Raw genomic sequence first — 18,690 nt, 5'->3', positions numbered from 1 at the left:
CAGACATAGGAGACCACCGAATGAGCACCGTGACGGCTGGATCGACGACCGCCCACACCAAACGGCATGGCTGGTGGTGGAAGACCCTGGTGGTGGGGTTCGTTCTGTGGGGGTTGACCGTATGGGTGACGGCAGTGACGCTCAACAGCAATCTGATCCCCACCCTGATCCTGCTGGGCAGCTTCCTGGTTCCCTTCTGCGTGGTCATGTTCGTGTTGGAGCGGGTCTCGGGAAACCTGTCCACGATCCAGGTCATCAGAGCCTTTGTCATCGGCGGAATCTGCGGTGTCCTCGGCGCTTCGCTGCTGGAATCGGACCTCAAGTCCTCGGTCTTCACGTACGTGGGGGTCGGGTTCATCGAGGAGTTCGTCAAGGGGGCCATCCTCTTGGTGGTCGGGTGGAGGATACTCCCGAAAACCGCCGGGCAGGGGGCACTGCTCGGTGCCGCGGTCGGCGCCGGATTCGCCGCCTTCGAATCGGCGGGGTACGCCTTCAACTCGGTCATCACCGCACAGGGCCTCGACCTCGTGACGATGCTTCAGACCGAGGCATTGCGCGCCATCCTCACACCGGTGGGCCACGTGTTGTGGACCGCCATTCTCGGTGCCGCGTTGTTTGGTGCGGCCCGCGGCCGGAAACACTACCGCTTTGCCTTCTCCATCATCGGCGCCTATGTGGGAGTGGCATTGCTTCACGGGCTCTGGGACTCATTAGGCGGGCTGACCACGCTGCTTGCCCTGTTGATCACGGGCACCACCATTGCCGACCTCAAATTCGGATTCATCACCGCCGGGTCCCAAGCCCATGCGGCAAGTCTCGCCTCGATCCTCTACGTCGTGGGAATCGTCATCACCGCCGTGATCGGCATCCTGGTGCTCTGGCTCATCCTGCGCCACCACCACAAGGCCGATAGGGCCCATGCCGTGACGACCGCTTCCGGCTACCCGGATCCGACACCCGTTCCATCCAGCCAGCCGGTCGGACCGGAAGAAGCCTGAGCAGGGACCCTTCGGACGCCGCGAAGTGCAGCCGTCGGCGGGGTTCGGGCAGAAAGCGGGGGCCTTCCGTTCCCCTTGAAGGACGTCTCCCACGCGTCTGGCAACCAGCGTGCTCACCACCATCATCCCGGTCAGGCACTGCTTCGCTTCATGCCCGTCCTCAAACGACAAACTCGGGCTCGTCTTCCCGGGGCAGACCCCGACGGAAACCTGCAGTTCACACTGGCTGGCTCCGACTCACTGGCACTGCACCGTACTGGCCGAGAAGTCCTCTGCGAGGACCAGCGCACGGATCGGACCGGAAATCGCGGCCGCTTCGGGCTTCGCCGGACTCGGGCGCATCGTTCAGGGACTTCTCGTCGACTGCGCTGCCACCCCGGACCTCGCACTCCTGATCGAGGGTCCGGGCGGACCGGTGCATGCCTTCGGCCGGGGCCCATGCTTCGATCCATTCGACGCCGATCAGTCTCGCCATCCAACGAGCAGAAGACAGGTCGGAGTCGGTAGTCGGCTACGCCGCGCCGCATGCGGCAGAGCACACCATCGGGAAGAACGACCCGGCAGCAGCGGTCTGGGTCATGGAGCGGTCGAAGGATTAGGCCGGCCCCGGCATCACCGCTGGGGGGGGCCTTTGGGCGGCGGTTCCCGGCGTCGGCGGCCGCTGGATGCTGGTGGTCTCGGATATGACCGAGACCCTGGCGCTGATGGAGGGCCACCCGCACCTGCGGCTGCCCGGCGCCTCTCTCTTGGCCTACGCGGAATTTGCCATTTCCGGGCCTGCAGCCCGGCTTCGCCGTTCCCGGGTGAGGGGCGGAGCCGATTCTCCACGCCGCGCCGCGCCGTTGACACCACTCGCGCAGGCCTTCTACCGTCTAGGCATCCGCCGGTGAGCCGCGGGGAACGGGAAGGCTGGTGCCAAGGGCATGGACAGACATGGTCGAGTGGTCTTGTGGGTGGCCGTCCTTGCCTCCTTCGTCGCGTTCCTGGATGGTTCGATAGTGAACGTGGCGCTGCCGGCCATCGCCCGAGGCCTCGGCGGCGGCATAGTCATCCAGCAATGGGTGCTCGACGGCTACCTGCTGAGTCTGGGTTCGCTGATCCTTGTCGCCGGCTCGCTCTCGGATGCATTCGGTCGGGTGCGGATCCTGCGCATCGGGCTGCTGCTCTTCGGCGTCGCCTCGTTGCTCTGTGCCGCCGCTCCGACCGGTCTGTTCCTGGTCTTGGCGCGCATGCTGCAAGGAGCGGCCGCCGCGCTGCTGGTCCCCAGCTCGCTGGCGCTGATCACCTCGGCATTCAACGACCAGGCCAGGTCCAAGGCCATCGGGCTCTGGACCGCTTGGACGGGCACCGCATTCGTCGCCGGCCCGCTGCTTGGCGGACTGCTGGTCGATACGGCATCATGGCGGCTGGTGTTCGCCGTCAACGTGCTGCCGATCGCCACGACGCTGTTCCTGCTGGCGCGCCTGAACGATCCACGGCCACCGACCACGCGTCCCCGGGTCGACTTGGCCGGTGCCCTGCTTGCCGCCGTCGGCCTGGCCGGCCCGGTCTTCGCACTGATCATGCAGGGAAGCGCCGGGTGGGGCAGCCAGCTGGTGTTGGCACCGCTGGCCGGGGGGCTCGCCTGTTTCGCGGCATTCATCTGGTGGGAGTCGCGGGCGCCGGAACCGATGATGCCGCTAGGGCTGTTCCGTTCCAGGAACTTCGCCATCGGCAACCTGTCCACTGCAGCCATCTACGCCGGCATCTCGCTGGGCCTTTTCATCATTCCGGTCTTCCTGCAGGAGGCTGGTGGGCTCAGCGCCATCGCCGCCGGGCTGGCCACCCTCCCGATGACCATCATGTCACTTGCCCTGTCCGCGTACTTCGGCACCTTGTCGGGACGTTTCGGTCCGCGCCTGTTCATGGCGGCGGGGCCGATGATCGGGGCCGTCGGCTTCCTGCTGATGCTATCCACCAGCACGCCGGTGGACTACTGGTGGCAGCTGTTGCCGGGCGTGGTGGTGTTCGGGCTGGGCCTGTCGATCACCGTTGCCCCGCTGACCTCAGCCGTGTTGGGCTCGATCACGCCGGCGCAGGCGGGCATCGGTTCGGCCATCAACAACGCGGTGGCCCGGGTCGCCGGGCTGCTGTCCATCGCCTCGGCGGGGCTGATCGTCGGTTCGGTGCTCGATGACGGCGCCTTCCACCGGGTTCTCGTGGCCACAGCGGCCCTCCTGATTGCCGGGGGCGTCATTTCGGCGCTGGGCATCAGAAACAACCGGCCACCGGATGCTCCTCCGGTTCCGCCCGAGGCAAGCGCCGCCTGCCTCGACCGCATCGTGCCGGGCGAGGCCTCCGGCTGAGCTTGTCCCCCTGCCCTTAGCCCGATGTCCGGCGTACCGTGGGCAGCAGAGGGAGAAACCCCACCGGGAAGCGTGCCGCCCGCCGCCACGACAAAGGACCGAAAATGCACATCCTGCCCCGCGCCACCACAGTCAAGGGTCCGGCGGACCAGTTCACCGCGGACGTCCACTACGACGTCCTATCCGCTGGTGAGCCACCGTCGCGGGTCCGGGTCAACATCGTCCGCTTTGCCCCGGCGGCGCATACGGCATGGCACCGTCACGCCAACGGGCAGACGCTGCACGTCACCGAGGGACTGGGGCTGGTCCAGTCGCGCGGCGGTGAGGTGCTCGAAATCCGCCCGGGCGACACCATTTACACTCCCCCGGGAGAATGGCACTGGCACGGTGCGGCACCGGGGCATTTCATGTCGCACATGGCCATCTGGGAGGCCCTGTCAGAGGGCCAGGAGGGGCCCGAAACCGAATGGGGCCTCCACGTCACCAACGAGGAATACGGGTCCGGGCATTAAACGCCAACTGGACACCGAACGGGGCCGGCCGGTGCCACCGGGTCGCCCTGGTCAACGGCGGAGCAACATCACAACCCGGACGCGGGCCTTGGCCTGGCGGCGTTGGCCGGGTCCCCGCCGTGGGTCTGGGCGAGGATGGCGTCGCGGTCGAACGCCGTCAGCGTCTGCTCGAAGTCCAAGGGCCGGCCGGTTCGGCCGGCCCCTGCCCGCCATCCCTGTTCCACAGGGCACGCACTATCCGCTGGGCCGCATCGCCCCTCTCGGTACTGCCGTCATCACGCCGCACTCCCAGCCGGGTGCGCTACAGCTCGACCCGGTCCACCGGGCCCATCGGCGTGTTGCTGTGGGTGAAGGATCCCAAACCGCTGGACGAAACGACGAACCGGTAGGGCGCCTCGATCGCGGTTTCGAGCCCGGTCGGCTGGTCCGGGCCACCGCCACCCACCTCTCCGGCCGGGCTCGCACCCGCCGCGACCCGAAGCACCAACCCCGGCAAGGCGGCCAGCAGCTGCTCGAGTCCGTAACCGATGCAAGTGCCCTCGGGCAGTGCGTAGACGAGCCGGGCGGGCCCCGCCGCCACATGCCTGGAGGCCCTCCCGGGCACCGGTGGCGGGTCGGGACTTACCTGCCAGACCTCCTCACCCAGGTGTTGTGGTGGGAAGTGGATGATGAGGCTGGCAGCTGGACCCACGACGAGTTCCGTGCCTGCGGCTCCCGGTTCGAGCGTGCAGCCGGGGGCTTCGAGGCGGAGGCCGATGAGGTCGCTGGTGCGCAGCAGCCGGGCATCGACCTGCGGTGGCCGGTCCCCCTGGGACGGTCCTGGTTGCCCCATGGGGCATCTTCTTCGATCATGCCGTGCCCCGGATGGGCCGGCTCGGTGGCGAGAGTGATGATGCTAGTGCCTATGATCCGACGGCACGCGGTCGCTGGCAGTGCCGGGAGCATTCTTCAGTAACCGGGGTCGGGCTTCGGCGGGCAGCCTTGGCCATCGGTGCCAGCGCGCACAGGCAATCTTTCGCACCCCTATGGGCGCTTCCCGCTAGGATGATTGCGGCAAGGAACCGGACGCGAGGAAGCCCGGTATCGACGCTCCAGCAGGAAAGCACAGCATTGAATTCATCACGTCCGCACTTAGAATCCCTCGCCACCCGAACACCGGCAGGCCAGCGCATGAGCACCGTTGAGGTCATCGTCATTGCAGCGATGGAGAAGGAAATCACACCCTTCCTTCAGCGGGCCACCTCCGTCGGCGAGCCGGTGCGGATCGGCAACGCGGTCCACCGCAGCGCAGTCATCAACGGCCGCCATGCCCTGTTCGTCCAGGCCGGCATCGGCCTGGTCAATGCGGCGGGAGCCGCCACCTCGGCACTGCTGCTGGCGAACGCTGGCGGTCCGGACGCTCCTGCTCCCCTGGTGATCAGCGCCGGCAGCGCCGGAGGGTTGGGCGCATCGGTTCGGGTCGGTGATGTGGTGATCGGCATGGACACCATCAATGCCGACGCGGACGTGCGGGTCTTCGGCTACGAGCTCGGGCAGGTGCCGGGCATGCCGGCTTCCTACCCGGTGCCACAGCTGCTGGCCGACGCCAGTACCGTCGGAACGCCCGGGCATTCCATGGTGGAAACGGTGCATCACGGGCTGATCGTTTCCAGTTACGCGTTCATCGGCCACGAGCGCGCAACGGTGATCAGGGAACAGTTCACCCAGGTCCTGGCGACAGACATGGAATCCTCGGCCATCGCACAGACCTGCCACGCCCATGGGGCACCCTTCCTGGCCATCCGCGGAATCTCCGACCTCTGCGACCCGGATCCGGATTCTGGTTTCCCGGCGCATGTAGATGATGCTGCCGAACGCTCGGCCGAAATTGCCACCGCAGTCATCGGCTCGTGGTTTGCTGCAGGTGCACCCCGGCAAGATTCCAGGCCGCACTCCATGTAGCAGGCGGCCCATTGCCCCGAGTCCCCCGGAGCTGAACGGCATCAGCACCAGGATTCGCGGTCAGGTTTTCGGTTCGAGAAGCCGGGGCCTTGGAACCAGCCGGATCCTGAAAGCTCCAGAAGCCTGTTGGCAGACAGACCGCTTCATTTATCACGCGCAGGCCAATCCGGCCCCCACCGGTGGCCACGGCTTCACTGCTCCAGCTATTATGCTTGATCAATGCTTTCAAGCATGAGAAAGACAACCCTGCCCACGGGCCACTACTACATGGTCACCCTGCAGATTTCCGATTCCTTCGGCGGCCTGACCTCTGCCCTCTTGGAACGAGCCCGGGTATTTGCCGACGTTGCGGGGGTACCCACAACGATCCTGACCGTTGAGGCACGGCCCAGCTACCAGCAGGTCAAGGCCCGTCTGATTGAGGAGGGGCACATCACCGAGTCGGTGCGGATGTTGAACTTCCATGAAGACATCCGCTCACGGGGCATCGCGCCCGAGGCCCCCGGCTGGACCCGACTGCGGCAACCGCCGGCACGTGGGAGTTTGATGAGGACGGCCGCCCGTTCAGCCTGACCCTGATGAACCCGGAATTCGGCATGGCCGAACAGATCTTCTTCACTAGGGCCGACGGAACGGTGTACCTGATTGAGCATCGGGACCACGACCGGGAAGGTACTCGCACCGGACGGCGTTTCACCCGTTTTGCCGAGTCCGGCAGCTCCGACTACCCAAATGCCGGATCCATGTACCGGACTTGGTTCGACGAAGTGCGCACCCAAGGCCCCTCCTACCTGATACTCGACTCAAAATTCTCGGCCATTCATTTCACCGACTACCAGAACGATGACGTCCTCAAGTTCCATGTCGTCCACGTCGAGCATGTCGGAAACCCGGTGACCGGAACACTGATCAAGTCCCGCGGGCTTTTCCTGCTCCGACAAGACCGGTGGGACGGCGTCATCTGCCTGACTGATCGCAACCGGGCCGATCTCTCCGCCCGTTTCGGGCCAGCCAACAACCGCTTTGTCATCTCCAACATCGTCCCACGGCAACGGTCCCTTCCCGCCTGGTCTCGGCGTTCCCGAACCCGCGGGGTCATGGTTGCGCGCATGAGCGAGGTCAAGGACATCCCGATGGTCCTGCGGATCATCAAGCAGGCTCATGAACATTTCCCCTCGGTGACACTTGATATCTACGGCGGGGGGCACGGAGCAGGAGGCGATGGAAGCCCTCAAGGACGAGCTGGGGCTGAACGGCATCGTCACTCTGCACGGGGTAACACCCGGGGCAGCAGCCCATTTCAATGAGGCTGCGTTCACTCTGCTCACCAGCAAAAGCGAAATGCAGCCGTTGGTCCTGATGGAGGCCATGGGCAGGGGCTGCCCGGCTGTGGCGCTGGATATCCGCTATGGTCCCCGGGACCTGCTCCAGGATGGGGTAACGGGCTTTGTCGTCCCGGCAGGCCAACCGATGCTCGCCGCCGACCAGGTCCTGGAAATACTGCGCAATCCAGCAAAGACGCGCCTGATGTCGAAGCTGGCCTGGAAGGCCAGCTCACGCTTCGGCACCCAAGCCGCCGTGTCCCACTGGGACGCCACCATCCGGGCAGCACGGAAGAATGTTCCCGACCGGATTTCTGTTCTCAGGTCCCGTCTCGGTCCGGCTTCCCCCCACCTCGGGCGATGGAGAACCCGGCCTTCGCATCCCCCTGGAACTGGAGCTCTCCCAAGGCGAGGAAGGCAAGCTTGGCTGCCGCCTGATATGGCAGGAGCGCACTAGCGGAGTGCAGCATACAGCCGATGTGACAAGGAGCGAAGGGATCGTCTTCGTTCCTGGACTCCTCCCGGCGACCCTGATCGACGCCGAAGGCGAAGGCCCGTTCGACGCCTATCTGGAGGTGTCGGGCCAGAACTATTCCAAGCGCCTGCGCATTTCGGTGGCCGATTCCATGACACAGATATCCCACGAGGGATTCGAGTCCTATCGGACGAATCGCGGTAACTTGAGCCTGTGCCGCTCCGAAGACAGCGAGTTGTGAAGTCTACTTTCGGCTGATGACGGGACAGATGCGGCTGTTGTTGCGTGCTCGGTGTTTTGGCCGAGCATGGAGCTACGGGAATCCGCATTGGTCCCGGGATGATTCCGATGTCATTGGGCGGGACATTCACCGTTATGGAACTGGCCAGCTGTCGCAGATCCAGCTGTGGGCTTCGGGCCAAGTGTGACCCGGCAGTGGGCTCAGCTGGAGATGCCCTCAGCCCAAGGCATGGATGTGGCCTTGATCGGGAGGCCAGGGCCGGCGGTAGAAATTCTCGTCTTGACAGCCGATGACCCCCGGTTCATCGAGTAGCTTGGGGAAGAACACATCAACGGCCTGTTGTTTCATCACGCGAAGGGACACCGAGCACATGGTTTTGCTGACTATCGGTATCAATGCATCGGAACCCTCGGAAACGGTTCAGTTGCGGGCCGAGAAATTCAACCGGCATACCTTCTGGTGCGGGCAGAGCGGTTCGGGCAAGACTTATGCCCTGGGCGTGGTCCTGGAACAACTGCTGCTGCATACCGAGCTTCCCCTGCTGGTGTTGGACCCCAACGCTGATTTCACGCACCTGAACCGGGCACGCCCAGGGGCCAACCACGGCGAAGCCACCGCGATGTCCACGATACCGATGCGCATCTTACACACGACAAATCCCGATGGTGACCAAGTCCGCACCCGGTTCATCGACCTGTCGGTGGCTGCCAAGGCCGCCGTCCTGCGCCTGGACCCCCTTGCGGATGCCGAAGAATACAATGTCCTCCTACACACCGATATCGCCCCGCAAGACTTTAATGAACCGGACTACGTCGCCTCGTTACGCGCTTCAGGGGAGCCCGGCGAGATGCAACTGGCCAACCGAATCGAGAACCTCCAGATCCTCGAATGGGATCTGTGGTCCCGTGGCGGAGAATCGATCACGGACATCATCGATACCCGGCCACGCGCCACGGTGCTCGACCTGGGCGGGTTCACGCACCCAGCCGAACCAAAGGTCGCCGCGCTGGGGATGCTCGAACACCTATGGTCCACGCGCACCCAACGCAAACCCCTGCTGATCGTGATCGACGAGGCGCACAACCTGTGCTCCCCTAACCCCGTCACCCCGGTGGAACGAGCCCTGACCGAGCAACTGATACAGATCGCCGCCGAGGGGCGCAAGTTCGGCCTGTGGCTCTTCCTCTCCACCCAACGGCCTACCAAAATCCACCCCAACGTGATTTCGCAGTGCGACAACCTTGGACTGATGCGCCTGAATTCCCCGCGGGATCTCGCCGAAATCGGCGAAGTCTTTGGTTTTGTTCCCGCCGAGATGCTTGATGACGTCACGCATTTCGCCCAGGGCCAGAACCTGTTCGCCGGCGGCTTCATCAAGGACCCGACCATCGCCCAGATGCGGGACAGGGTCAGCTTCGAAGGCGGCGGCGATGTCAAGGTCCCCTTTGCAAAGGACACGGTTTCAGGATCCTAAACACTGCGGTCGCGCATGCTTCTCGGTAGTCAGGCAGCCCCTTCGGACAGGCTCCCGGTACAACATTCGCCCAGGCCGGAAGGAGTGCCCTACCGGGGTACCTCGATGACTTCGAAGCGGTTCCCGTCGGGATCCTGCGCCTGAAACATCGGCAGAACACCCGGCCATCGCAGCAGTTCTCCCACGGGAACGTGGTGCCGATTCAGCCACAGATACGTCGCCTCGACGTCGCCGGTAGAGAACCGGATGCCTGTCTGGACACCGACGGCCATCCCAGTGTCTGCAAGCACGAGGGAAATGCTGACCTCAGACCCATGGGGTGCGAGCATGATCCACCGGCCCAGGGTGCCCGGCATTGGTGCGTCAACCAGGACATCGAACCCCAGGATGTCCCGGTAAAAGCCGAGTGCGGCCACCTGGTCGGTGACCGGAATCCCGATGGTGCTGATGCCTTGGATCCACGAGCCGCCTTGATCTTTCATTGCCTGTTTCCTCCGTCCCTTTCCCTGTGGCTCGACAGCATCAACCGTGGCTTTGCGCATCGCAACCGGCGCTCGTCAGGGGGTCGGAAACGGACCTGTTGGGCAATGCGCGCTGCGAGATCGGGGTACGGCTCCTAGGGCATCCCGAACCCGTCGCGGACTACTATCGCCTCAATGACCCCGCAAGTAAAGACAGCGCCGAGAGACGACCATTTCGGCTCACACCCCAGATCCGGCACCATGCCCAGCTGCGGGACGCTCCAGCCTACAACGGACGAACGCCCGGCAGCCGGAACAGTCACCCCATGGACCTGGAACTCTGGATCCTGCGAAGTGCCGCGCGATGATCGCGACGGGATCACGGTCGGCCCAGCTCAGGCGGTACCGTCCGGCAAGCTGTGGAATGCTCAGGCTCACAAGGGCCTCCATGCTTTGAAAAGCCTGATCATCATCATTGGCCCACTTCGGCGGCCGGGGCGGTCCCCTCGAAAACCATCGGCCCCGGCTCCTGCACCATCTGGCCGCACCTGCCGGGCTATGCTGAATCCAGCTTTTCAATTGCTCCGGGAGGGGAAAGACCATGGCCATGTTTCGGGATCTTCACTACGGTGAAGTGCCGCTGCTCCTGCCCAACGCCTGGGATCTGGGCTCGGCCCTAGCTTTTGTCACGGCGGGGTTCCCCGCCGTCGGCACCACCAGCTTCGGCATTGCCGCCAGTTCGGGTCAGCCCGACGGCGACCGGGCCAGCAAGGCGGCAACCGCCGCGCTAGCGGCTCAATTGGGCCGCCTCCCCGTCCACGTCACCATAGACATCGAGGACGGCTACTCCGATGATCCCGATATGGTTGCCGACTTCGTGGCGTCGCTGGCTGCCCTCGGCGTAGCCGGGGTAAACATTGAGGACAGCCGCGCCGGGCACCTCATGGAACGGGGCGCCGTTGCTGCCAAGGTCGCGGCCGTCAAACGACTCACCCCGGAGATGTTCGTCAATGCCCGGGTGGACAACATGTGGTTCGCCGAACAGGCAACGGTTGATGCCGTCCTGCAGCGCGCCAAGGTGTATGCCGATGCCGGGGCCGACGGGATCTTCGTCCCCGGGGCCCTCTCCGCGGAGGACATCAGGGGAATCACCGCAGGGATCGGGCTGCCGGTCAATGTGTTGGCACAACCCACGCTCACCGTCGCCGAGTTGGGTTCATTGGGGGTCCGTCGAGTGAGTTCAGGCTCGCTTCCGTACCGCTGCGCAGTAGACGCCGCGGTGAACGCGGTCAACGACCTGCGCGAGGGCCGTATGGCCCCGGCTGCCACCTCATACTGGGATATGCAGTCCCGCCTTGAGGCGTTCAACACCGGCGCATCAGCCTGATGGTCGGGACCGGGGACCTGAGGACCTGGCGCGGGCCCACCTATCCTACGAAGAATTTCCCAGGCGGTGGTCCAATGCGCCACATCCCCTATCTGGACGCTCTCGGATGGCATGCACGGGCCTTGACCATCCGGATACGGGCGGACTGCGTCAGCCCCGGCCGCTCGAGTCCGCACCGGTCCCGGTACGGAGCGCACCAAGGGCACTCACGACGTCGGCAATCGGGGCTCCGAGAGCTGAACCGACGGTGTGCAGCATGCCGTTGACTCGCCTGGCAGCAGCCTTTTCCTCACGTGGGGCAAGGTTCGCAACAAGTGGCGTAGACGGAGAAGCCAAACCCTGGCCTAGTCCGACGATGGAAAAGATCATCACCATGCTGTCGGGTTCGACCGATGCACCGATGCTGCCGGCCACCATCAGGGCAAGTGCCAAACATGCAGTGGGTTTGGCACCAATACGCCTGGCTAGCACGGGTGCTAATCACACCGCCAAGGGAACACCATGATGGCTGCGCGCAGAAGGGCGAGTCCGGTTTGGATCGCAGTGAAACCAAGGTCGATTCCTTATTCAGGCGGAGCCTGCAGGAGCACCGGCAAGCTGATGCAGAAGAGGTAGGGGAAAAATCCCATGAAAAGCGAATCCCGTTGGTCACGGCAGCGTTGGGTGGGACAGCCACCGCAAGCTCAACACGTTCATCCGCTTCCCAGCCGCTTCGGGTACTTCGTCGCGGGCTCCTCAGCGATTCGGGACTTCCACCAAGCAGCATAAAACCGCCCGAGCGCGGGACGTTTCCGAGCGTTCGGGCGGCAATCACAGGCATCGGTCCACTGGAACCAGCTCCGGGAGCTTGGACAGCGGTAGTTACACCGTCACGACCGGTTTTTCATCGGCGGCATCCGGGTCCGCTTCGGCTGCGGGGCGCTGAAGCAACTCCAGAATCACGACAGCAACCACCGAGAGCACCAGCGTCCAGATGATCACACCGGCCGTGAGTGGGCGCACAAAGAGGATCATCAGGGACGCCACGACGACAACTACGGCACGGAGCAACACACGCTGGCTATAGAGCCACTGCCCGGTCCGTCCGGTGGTTATTCCATGGCGTTCAGCAGCGCGTTGACTCATAAAAAACCTCCGCGTAGCCGGCTACGTTGCCTCAGAAAGAAACCTCCGTTTCCCTCGTTCTTGATTTTCCTGGCGAGCACGGCCTGATGGTACGGTCAGTCCGGGCACCCGGTACCGTTCATTTCGGCTAGGTGGTACCGCTCCGGAATGAAACATGGTCCGCTGAAGAAGCCGACGGCACATCGGGTGCTGCCGGCTTCGACGGAGAGGTCCTTTCATGGCTGATTACGGCGCGATCATGGCGTTGGTGCTCGAACACAGAAGTTACAGTGAAATTGTCGAGACGGTGGGATGTTCACGCCGGGAGATTTCCCTGGTGAAGAAGACCGTCCACGCCCACTCGATCACCGCAGCCCAGGCTGCGGGAATGAACCGGGAGCAGCTGGAGCGGCTGTTTCCCGATGGCAGGAAGAACGTCTCGGCCGGGTTCGCTCAACCAGATTTCCCCGGGATCGTCAGATCGATGAAATCCAACCGGCACTACACGTTGCAGCAGGCCTGGCACCGCTACCTCCAGCTCATCGGTGTTCCGGGGAAGAAATACGGATACACGCAGTTCTGCCAATTGTTCAACGACTACGCGGCAACCCACGAGGTGGTCGCGACGCTGCACCACGAACCGGGACGGGCGATGCTGGTGGACTGGGCCGGAGACACCTTGGCGCTGCAGGATGCGCTGACCGGGCAAGTCACCAAAGCGTACCTATTCGTGGCGGTGCTGCCGTATTCGGGCATGGTGTTCTGCCGTGGGTTCACCGATATGAAGCAGCCAGCGTGGAACAGTGCGCACGTAAAGGCGTTCGAGGCCTTTGGCGGGTCCAGCCAAATCGTGGTGCCTGATAACGCTGCCACGGCAACGAACCGACACAGCCAGGGCGATGGCACCAGAATCGTCAACGCCAGTTACCGGCGACTGGCGGACCACTATGGCACCGCGGTCGTCCCGGCCAGATCGAATCACCCTAGAGATAAGGCTGCAGCGGAATCGGCGGTCAACGTGGTCAACAAGCGGGTCATCGGCTACCTGGCCGAAGAACTCTGGTTGACCCTGGACGAGCTGAATGCCGCCATCGAGGAACGGGTGGTGGAGATCAACGAGAAGATCCGGCGGGTGGATGGATCGACCCGTTACGAACGGTTCACCCAGGAGGAAGCTGACTTGCTCCAGCCGTTGCCGGCGGAACAGTTCGACTCGGTGGAATGGAAGCAGCTGAAGGTCGGACGCAACTACCACGTGAGCGCCGATTACCAGCATTATTCGGCACCCTACACCTTGGCCGGTCGGATCCTGAAGGTCCGGCTCACCAGCCTGAAGGTCACCATCTTCGATGGGGAATCGGTGCTTTGCGAGCATCCGCGCAAGCACGGACGCAAAGGCCAGTATTCGACCCTGCCCGAGCATGTTCCGGCGCAGCACCGTGACGTGGCGGGGTTATGGTCCAGAAACTGGTTCCTAGAGAGGGCACGTGGTTTCGGGCCGGCAACGGTGGAGGTGATTGAGATGCTTCTTGATCGTGCCGCCATCGAGGCCCAGGCATATCTGGATTGCCAGAACATCCTGATGGGTTTGGGCAAGCGGAACCGAACCCGGTTGGAGGCAGCCTGCCAGCAGGTGGTGAATCAGCACGGCTATCCCACCTACACCACGCTCAAGCGGGTGATGGCCGGGCTCAATAGCGACAGTCAGCAGGCTGCGGCCCCCTCCCCGGTGCCCTCGGACATGAAGAAGAAGACAGCACCTCCGAGCCCGGAGGATGAACCGCTCCAGGTGTTTGTTCGAGGTGCCGATTACTACGGTGAAGGGCGGTGAGGGCCATGTTCAGCAGCGTGGACCACGACAAGTTCCGAGCGTTGCGCATGACCCAGGTGGCGCTGGCGTTTGAGGAACTGATCAGCGATGAGGGCAATGAGCAGCGCACCCCGGAGGACCTCTTCCTCAGTGCGGTGGATGATGCGTTGGAGCTGCGGCGCTCGAACCGGATCGATAAGCTCATCCGCCAGGCGGGGTTTCCTTTTCCACATGCTTCGATAGCCGAGATCGATTATTTGCCCGAACGCAAGCTCACGCAGGTGCGGATGCAACGATATGCGACCCATGATTGGCGGGCTGATCCGACGAATCTGCTGCTGATTTCCCCGACTGGTGGCGGCAAGACCTATATTGCCTGCGCGATCGGAATCGCTGCCTGCCATACGGAACACAGCGTGCATTACGCCCGGATGGATGACCTGGCCCGGGAGCTGATTGTTGCCCGTGGAGACGTGATTGCCCACCAGAATCTCTTGAACAGGCTCAGCGATGTTGAGGTGCTGATCATCGATGACTTCCTCACGGTAGGCATCAACGAGGTCATAGCCAATGACCTGTTCACCGTGTTGGTGAATCGGGATCAGCGGTTGCCGACGGTGATCGCCAGTCAGTCAGGTCCGAAGTATTGGGTGGAGACCCTGCCGGAGAAGGTAGCTGCCGATTCGATCGTGAACCGGCTCTCCAGTCGAGCCCGCCAGATTACCTTGGGCGATCTGGATATGCGCCGGTTACGTGCCGATCAGGAAAGGGCAGTTGCCGATTATTGGGAATAGCGGCGGCGCGATCCGGTAAGCCACTACCGGAGTTGGGGCTCTGGGTGCCGGTCGGGAATCGGAGGTGACGGTTCCTGGCCGGTACCCGGTCGCTGAAACAAACGGTACCGGGTGCCCGGACTGACCGTACCATCACGCCGAATTTGCCATTTCCGGCTGCTGCGGGTTTCCGTCTTCACCATGGGACTGACGATGAGTGCACGCAAGGCAGTGACCAAACAGATGGCCCTGCGTTACCAGCACGCCGGGCGCAAGGCCAAGGGAAGCCTCCTGGACGAGCTGGTCAACCTCACCGGCTGGCACCGCGACTACGCGAGGACGGCCCTGCGTGAATCTTTGGCCCAGCCCCGCCCCCGCAAGGCGCCGGTTGGGCGCAAACCCACCTATCCGGCGGATCTGCAGCCCGGGCTGGTGCTGTGCTGGGCGGTGTTGCGGGCCCCGGCCTCCAAGCTGCTGGCCGCCTCCATGTCCTACCTGGTGCCCATGCTCCGCGCCGAGAAGGCCCTGGATGTCACACGGGACCCGGCCGCACTGCTGATGCGCATGAGCGCCTCGACGATCGACCGCCGACTGGCCGGTGAACGGGCCAGGATGCGCCTGCGTGGCCGCTCGCCTACGAAGCCCGGATCCCTGCTCAAATCCCAGATCCCGGTGCGGACCTGGGCCGAATGGGACGATACGGTCCCCGGGTTCGTGGAGATCGACCTGGTCGGGCACGAGGGCGGGAACAGCAGCGGGGAGTTCTGCTTCACCCTCACCGTCACCGACATCGCCACCGGCTGGACGGTGAACCGGGCGGTGAAGAACAAGGCCCAGAAATGGGTGTTCCAGGCCCTGATGCACGTCACCGGCGTCTTCCCGTTCCCCATCATTGGCATAGATTCCGATAACGGCAGCGAGTTCATCAACCACGAGCTCAAACGCTACTGCGAGGAGCAGCGGATCACCTTCACCCGGTCCCGGTCCGGGAACAAGAACGACGGCGCCCACGTGGAGCAGAAGAACTGGTCCAGGGTCAGGGAACTGGTCGGTTACCTGCGCTATGACACCCCGGCCGAGCTGGAGCTGCTCAACGAGATCTGGGAGCTGGACCAGGTCTTCACCAACTACCTGCTGCCCCAGCAGAAACTGGTGAAAAAGACCCGGGTGGGGGCCAAGGTCACCAAGGTCCACGACAAGCCAGCCACCCCGCACCAACGCGCCCTGGCCCACCCGGACCTGAAGAAGATGCCGGCCATCCGGATGAACGCCGCGTTCAAGAAGATCCGGGTCATGGCGCTCTCCCGGCAGATCATGGCCCTGACCGGCCGGCTCGAAACACTATCCAAGGCCAAGGCCGGCACCGCCCCCGATCACCTCAAGGAGTCCGAGTCATGAGCCAGCCTTTTCCCGGAGGTTTCCGGATGACGCAACGTAGTGGCCTTCCCGGAGGTATTGACATGACGCAACAGGTTCACTGCACTGAAGAGAGTGTCCCCCGAACGAACGTCACCACGGCCATGTTGCACCCCATCAGTCTGACCGACTGAGCAGGTCGACGGTGTACGAAGGGGTGAATCTCAAGTGGGTTGCGTCCCCTGGAGTGGTGTACTTTCCCTAGTCAGCGAGTTGCCCGCTTAAAGTAGCGAGCCACCGTGCGAAAGTCAGTGAGTACCGATCAAAGCAACTCACAGAAAGACATAAACACACGATGGCTCTAGACCAGTCTGCCCTGCTTGACCTGCTGGGACAACTCAAACAAACCGATGTCCCGGACCGGATCCGCACCGCGACCGAAACCCTCTACCAACAACTCATCGAGGCCGAAGCCACCGCCTTCATCGGTTCCGCCCCGTTCGAGCGCTCCAGCGACCGCACCACCCAGCGCAACGGCTCCCGGCCCCGGACCCTGTCCACCACCGCCGGGGACCTGAATCTGAAGATCCCCAAGCTGCGCCACGGCTCCTTCTTCCCCGCCCTGCTTGAACGGCGCCGGCGCGTGGACCAGGCCCTTTACGCGGTGGTCATGGAAGCGTACCTGCATGGGGTCTCCACCCGTAAGGTCGAGATCAAAGTCAAGGCCCTGGGTGCCGATACCGGAATTTCCAAGTCCGAGGTCTCGCGGATCTGCATGGACCTGGACCACGAGGTCGGCGCGTTCCGGGACCGGGACCTCTCGGCCCTGGATTTCCCGTACGTGTTCCTGGATGCCACCTACTGCAAGGCCAGGGTCAACCACCGGGTGGTCTCCCAGGCGGTCGTGGTGGCCTTCGGTGTGGCCGCCGACGGGCGCCGTGAGGTGCTGGGCTTCGACGTCGGTGACAGTGAGAGCACGCAAGTCCTGGGCCGCGTTCCTGCGCTCGCTCAAGACCCGCGGACTGGGCGGGGTGAAGCTGGTGATCTCCGACGCGCACGCGGGGCTCAAGACGGCCATCGCCACCGTTTTCCAGGGCGCCTCATGGCAGCGGTGTCGGGTGCATTATGCCGATGTCCGGATTATGCCGATATCACCGGTGGTGCCCTTATTCCGTGCGGGTTCCGGCGAATTGATGTCGGCATAATCCGGGCTTAAGCGGGACGCTTGACTCTCATCTATTTGAGAGGAAAGCACGATGATCAAAGTTCTCAGCTCTTTAGTGGTCGGGCCGCTCGAAGATTATGCTGCCGCGGTCGCAGCGGAACTGGCGCTGGCCGGTTACACAGCGTCTTCGGCCGGCCAGCACATGGCGTTCGTCGCTCATCTGAGCCGGTGGATGGACGGTGAAGATCTCACCGTCGGGGATCTCACCGTCGAATTGCTGGAGAAGTACTTCACCACCCGCCGAACGGCAGGGTATGTGAATTATTGGACAATGAAATCAGCGGGGCCCCTATGTCGGGTTTTGGCCGCCAACGGCGTCGCAGTCAGCTTGACGGCCGCGCCGACGGCGTCACAACTTCTCCTGGACCGTTTCGCCGAATATCTGACACGGGTGCGGGGCCTCGCCGCGGGGACAGCCACCAGTTACAGCGGCCGGGTACGCCCATTAGTCCTGGCCCGGCTAGAGAGGACCAGTGTCGGGTTTGACGGCCTGAAGACCAGCGACATTCACCGTTTCCTCGCGGAGAGATGCCCCGGTGAGGCGGCATCGTCGGTGCAGTTGTGCGTGTCGGCGGTGCGCTCGTTCTTGGGGTTCCTGCACCGGGAAGGCACTGCCTTGTCTGTGTCGGCGGCGGCAGCGCCCCAGGCGGCGCGATGGTCACAGGCTGCGCTGCCCAAAGATTTGGACCCGGTGGCGCTTGCGGCGCTGCTGGCCGGCTGCGACCGTGACACGGCGAGTGGGCGCCGCGATTATGCGGTCATGTTGTTCTTATCCCGGATCGGTCTGCGCGCGGGCGAAGTTGCTGGCCTTCAGCTGGCTGATTTGCGTTGGAGTGCCGGTGAGTTCGTGGTGCGCGGCAAAGGAAACCATGTGGCCTGCCTGCCGCTTCCCGCGGACATCGGTGAGGCGCTGGTGGATTATCTGCGCTACGCCCGCCCTACCGGGAATACCCATCGGGCAGTGTTTTTGGGGCACAAGGCACCCCATGGACCGTTGAGCTCTTCCGGGCTCAGCGCTGCTGTCGCCCGGGCGGGACGGCGGGCCGGGTTGGGCATGATTCACGCCCACCGCTTGCGGCATACGGCGGCAACACAGATGCTGCGTGGTGGGTCATCGTTGATGGAGGTCGGGTTGGTCCTTCGCCATCGACGCCAGCTGACGACGGCGATTTACGCCAAAGTCGACCGTGAAGCACTCCGGGGCATCACCCGCGCCTGGCCGGGGGCATTGTGATGGACACGAGGACAGGTGCTGGTCTGCGCGTC

The 18,690-nt window shown here is 63.8% G+C and carries 18 protein-coding genes and 2 pseudogenes; 17 read left to right on the top strand and 3 right to left on the bottom strand.

Translation table 11 applies throughout. The annotated features are described in order from the left end of the window. Positions 1 to 20: 20 nt before the first annotated feature. The 5 genes from E9229_RS14695 (at position 21) to E9229_RS14675 (ending at position 3,855) form a co-directional block, all read left to right on the top strand. On the top strand, positions 21 to 998 hold the full coding sequence (locus tag E9229_RS14695; RefSeq protein WP_183512373.1) for a PrsW family glutamic-type intramembrane protease: 978 nt from the start codon (positions 21 to 23) through the stop codon (positions 996 to 998). 419 nt (positions 999 to 1,417) lie between these two features. After that, positions 1,418 to 1,597, top strand: a complete 180-nt coding sequence (locus E9229_RS14690; protein WP_183512371.1) for a hypothetical protein — start codon at positions 1,418 to 1,420, stop codon at positions 1,595 to 1,597. A gap of 84 nt (positions 1,598 to 1,681) precedes the next feature. Then, positions 1,682 to 1,888: a hypothetical protein gene (locus E9229_RS14685; protein WP_183512370.1), complete on the top strand. Its 207-nt coding sequence runs from the start codon at positions 1,682 to 1,684 to the stop codon at positions 1,886 to 1,888. A 33-nt stretch (positions 1,889 to 1,921) separates the two neighbouring features. Beyond that, the gene (locus E9229_RS14680; protein ID WP_183512369.1) at positions 1,922 to 3,343 is read left to right on the top strand and encodes an MFS transporter; all 1,422 of its coding nucleotides are present in this window, start codon (positions 1,922 to 1,924) and stop codon (positions 3,341 to 3,343) included. Positions 3,344 to 3,447: 104 nt separating this feature from the next. Further along, entirely contained in the window at positions 3,448 to 3,855 is a 408-nt protein-coding gene (locus E9229_RS14675; RefSeq protein WP_183512367.1) for a (R)-mandelonitrile lyase, read from the top strand. A 301-nt stretch (positions 3,856 to 4,156) separates the two neighbouring features. Here the strand turns inward: E9229_RS14675 and E9229_RS14670 are convergent, their stop codons facing one another. Next, positions 4,157 to 4,687, bottom strand: a complete 531-nt coding sequence (locus E9229_RS14670) for a hypothetical protein (protein WP_183512366.1) — start codon at positions 4,685 to 4,687, stop codon at positions 4,157 to 4,159. 338 nt (positions 4,688 to 5,025) lie between these two features. Between E9229_RS14670 and mtnN the strand changes: the two genes are divergently transcribed. The 6 genes and pseudogenes from mtnN to E9229_RS14640 all read left to right on the top strand — a co-directional run bounded on the left by mtnN (position 5,026) and on the right by E9229_RS14640 (position 9,308). Continuing rightward, a complete protein-coding gene (mtnN, locus tag E9229_RS14665) occupies positions 5,026 to 5,796 on the top strand; it encodes a 5'-methylthioadenosine/S-adenosylhomocysteine nucleosidase (RefSeq protein ID WP_183512364.1) in 771 nt (256 codons plus the stop codon). 231 nt (positions 5,797 to 6,027) lie between these two features. Further along, complete coding sequence (locus tag E9229_RS14660) at positions 6,028 to 6,369, top strand: hypothetical protein (RefSeq protein WP_183512363.1); 342 nt, start codon at positions 6,028 to 6,030, stop codon at positions 6,367 to 6,369. Positions 6,370 to 6,392: 23 nt separating this feature from the next. Continuing rightward, positions 6,393 to 7,103, top strand: a complete 711-nt coding sequence (locus E9229_RS14655) for a glycosyltransferase family protein (RefSeq protein ID WP_221184786.1) — start codon at positions 6,393 to 6,395, stop codon at positions 7,101 to 7,103. Beyond that, positions 7,018 to 7,266, top strand: a pseudogene (locus E9229_RS20095) (glycosyltransferase); the annotation flags it as partial. The gene E9229_RS14655 and the pseudogene E9229_RS20095, both read left to right, overlap by 86 nt. Before the next feature lie 148 nt (positions 7,267 to 7,414). Beyond that, positions 7,415 to 7,834, top strand: coding sequence for a hypothetical protein (locus E9229_RS19485; protein ID WP_246380792.1), 420 nt, complete (start codon positions 7,415 to 7,417; stop codon positions 7,832 to 7,834). Positions 7,835 to 8,204: 370 nt separating this feature from the next. Further along, on the top strand, positions 8,205 to 9,308 hold the full coding sequence (locus tag E9229_RS14640) for an ATP-binding protein (RefSeq protein WP_183512359.1): 1,104 nt from the start codon (positions 8,205 to 8,207) through the stop codon (positions 9,306 to 9,308). Between the two features lie 89 nt (positions 9,309 to 9,397). Here E9229_RS14640 and E9229_RS14635 read toward each other — a convergent pair whose 3' ends face one another. Then, positions 9,398 to 9,790: a VOC family protein gene (locus E9229_RS14635; protein WP_183512358.1), complete on the bottom strand. Its 393-nt coding sequence runs from the start codon at positions 9,788 to 9,790 to the stop codon at positions 9,398 to 9,400. 586 nt (positions 9,791 to 10,376) lie between these two features. Between E9229_RS14635 and E9229_RS14630 the strand changes: the two genes are divergently transcribed. After that, a complete protein-coding gene (locus E9229_RS14630; RefSeq protein WP_183512357.1) occupies positions 10,377 to 11,156 on the top strand; it encodes an isocitrate lyase/PEP mutase family protein in 780 nt (259 codons plus the stop codon). An 861-nt stretch (positions 11,157 to 12,017) separates the two neighbouring features. Here the strand turns inward: E9229_RS14630 and E9229_RS14625 are convergent. Further along, positions 12,018 to 12,281, bottom strand: a complete 264-nt coding sequence (locus E9229_RS14625; RefSeq protein ID WP_183512356.1) for a hypothetical protein — start codon at positions 12,279 to 12,281, stop codon at positions 12,018 to 12,020. A 217-nt stretch (positions 12,282 to 12,498) separates the two neighbouring features. Between E9229_RS14625 and istA the strand changes: the two genes are divergently transcribed. From istA to E9229_RS14600, 5 genes and pseudogenes are all read left to right on the top strand, one after another. Next, positions 12,499 to 14,091 carry an IS21 family transposase gene (istA, locus tag E9229_RS14620; RefSeq protein ID WP_183510933.1) on the top strand — a complete coding sequence of 531 codons (1,593 nt, stop codon included), beginning with the start codon at positions 12,499 to 12,501 and terminating at the stop codon, positions 14,089 to 14,091. Positions 14,092 to 14,096: 5 nt separating this feature from the next. Next, positions 14,097 to 14,864 carry an ATP-binding protein gene (locus tag E9229_RS14615; protein ID WP_183510934.1) on the top strand — a complete coding sequence of 256 codons (768 nt, stop codon included), beginning with the start codon at positions 14,097 to 14,099 and terminating at the stop codon, positions 14,862 to 14,864. A gap of 192 nt (positions 14,865 to 15,056) precedes the next feature. After that, positions 15,057 to 16,241, top strand: a complete 1,185-nt coding sequence (locus tag E9229_RS14610; protein WP_183512355.1) for an integrase catalytic domain-containing protein — start codon at positions 15,057 to 15,059, stop codon at positions 16,239 to 16,241. Positions 16,242 to 16,554: 313 nt separating this feature from the next. Continuing rightward, a pseudogene (locus E9229_RS14605) lies at positions 16,555 to 17,326 on the top strand (IS256 family transposase); the annotation flags it as partial. 129 nt (positions 17,327 to 17,455) lie between these two features. Next, positions 17,456 to 18,658, top strand: a complete 1,203-nt coding sequence (locus tag E9229_RS14600) for a tyrosine-type recombinase/integrase (protein WP_183512354.1) — start codon at positions 17,456 to 17,458, stop codon at positions 18,656 to 18,658. Positions 18,659 to 18,690 lie beyond the last annotated feature (32 nt).

The organism is Paeniglutamicibacter cryotolerans (assembly GCF_014190875.1).
GTDB lineage: Bacteria > Actinomycetota > Actinomycetes > Actinomycetales > Micrococcaceae > Paeniglutamicibacter > Paeniglutamicibacter cryotolerans.
The sequence above is the reverse complement of the archived record's forward strand: the minus strand, read 5'-3'. Positions and strand labels throughout refer to the sequence as shown.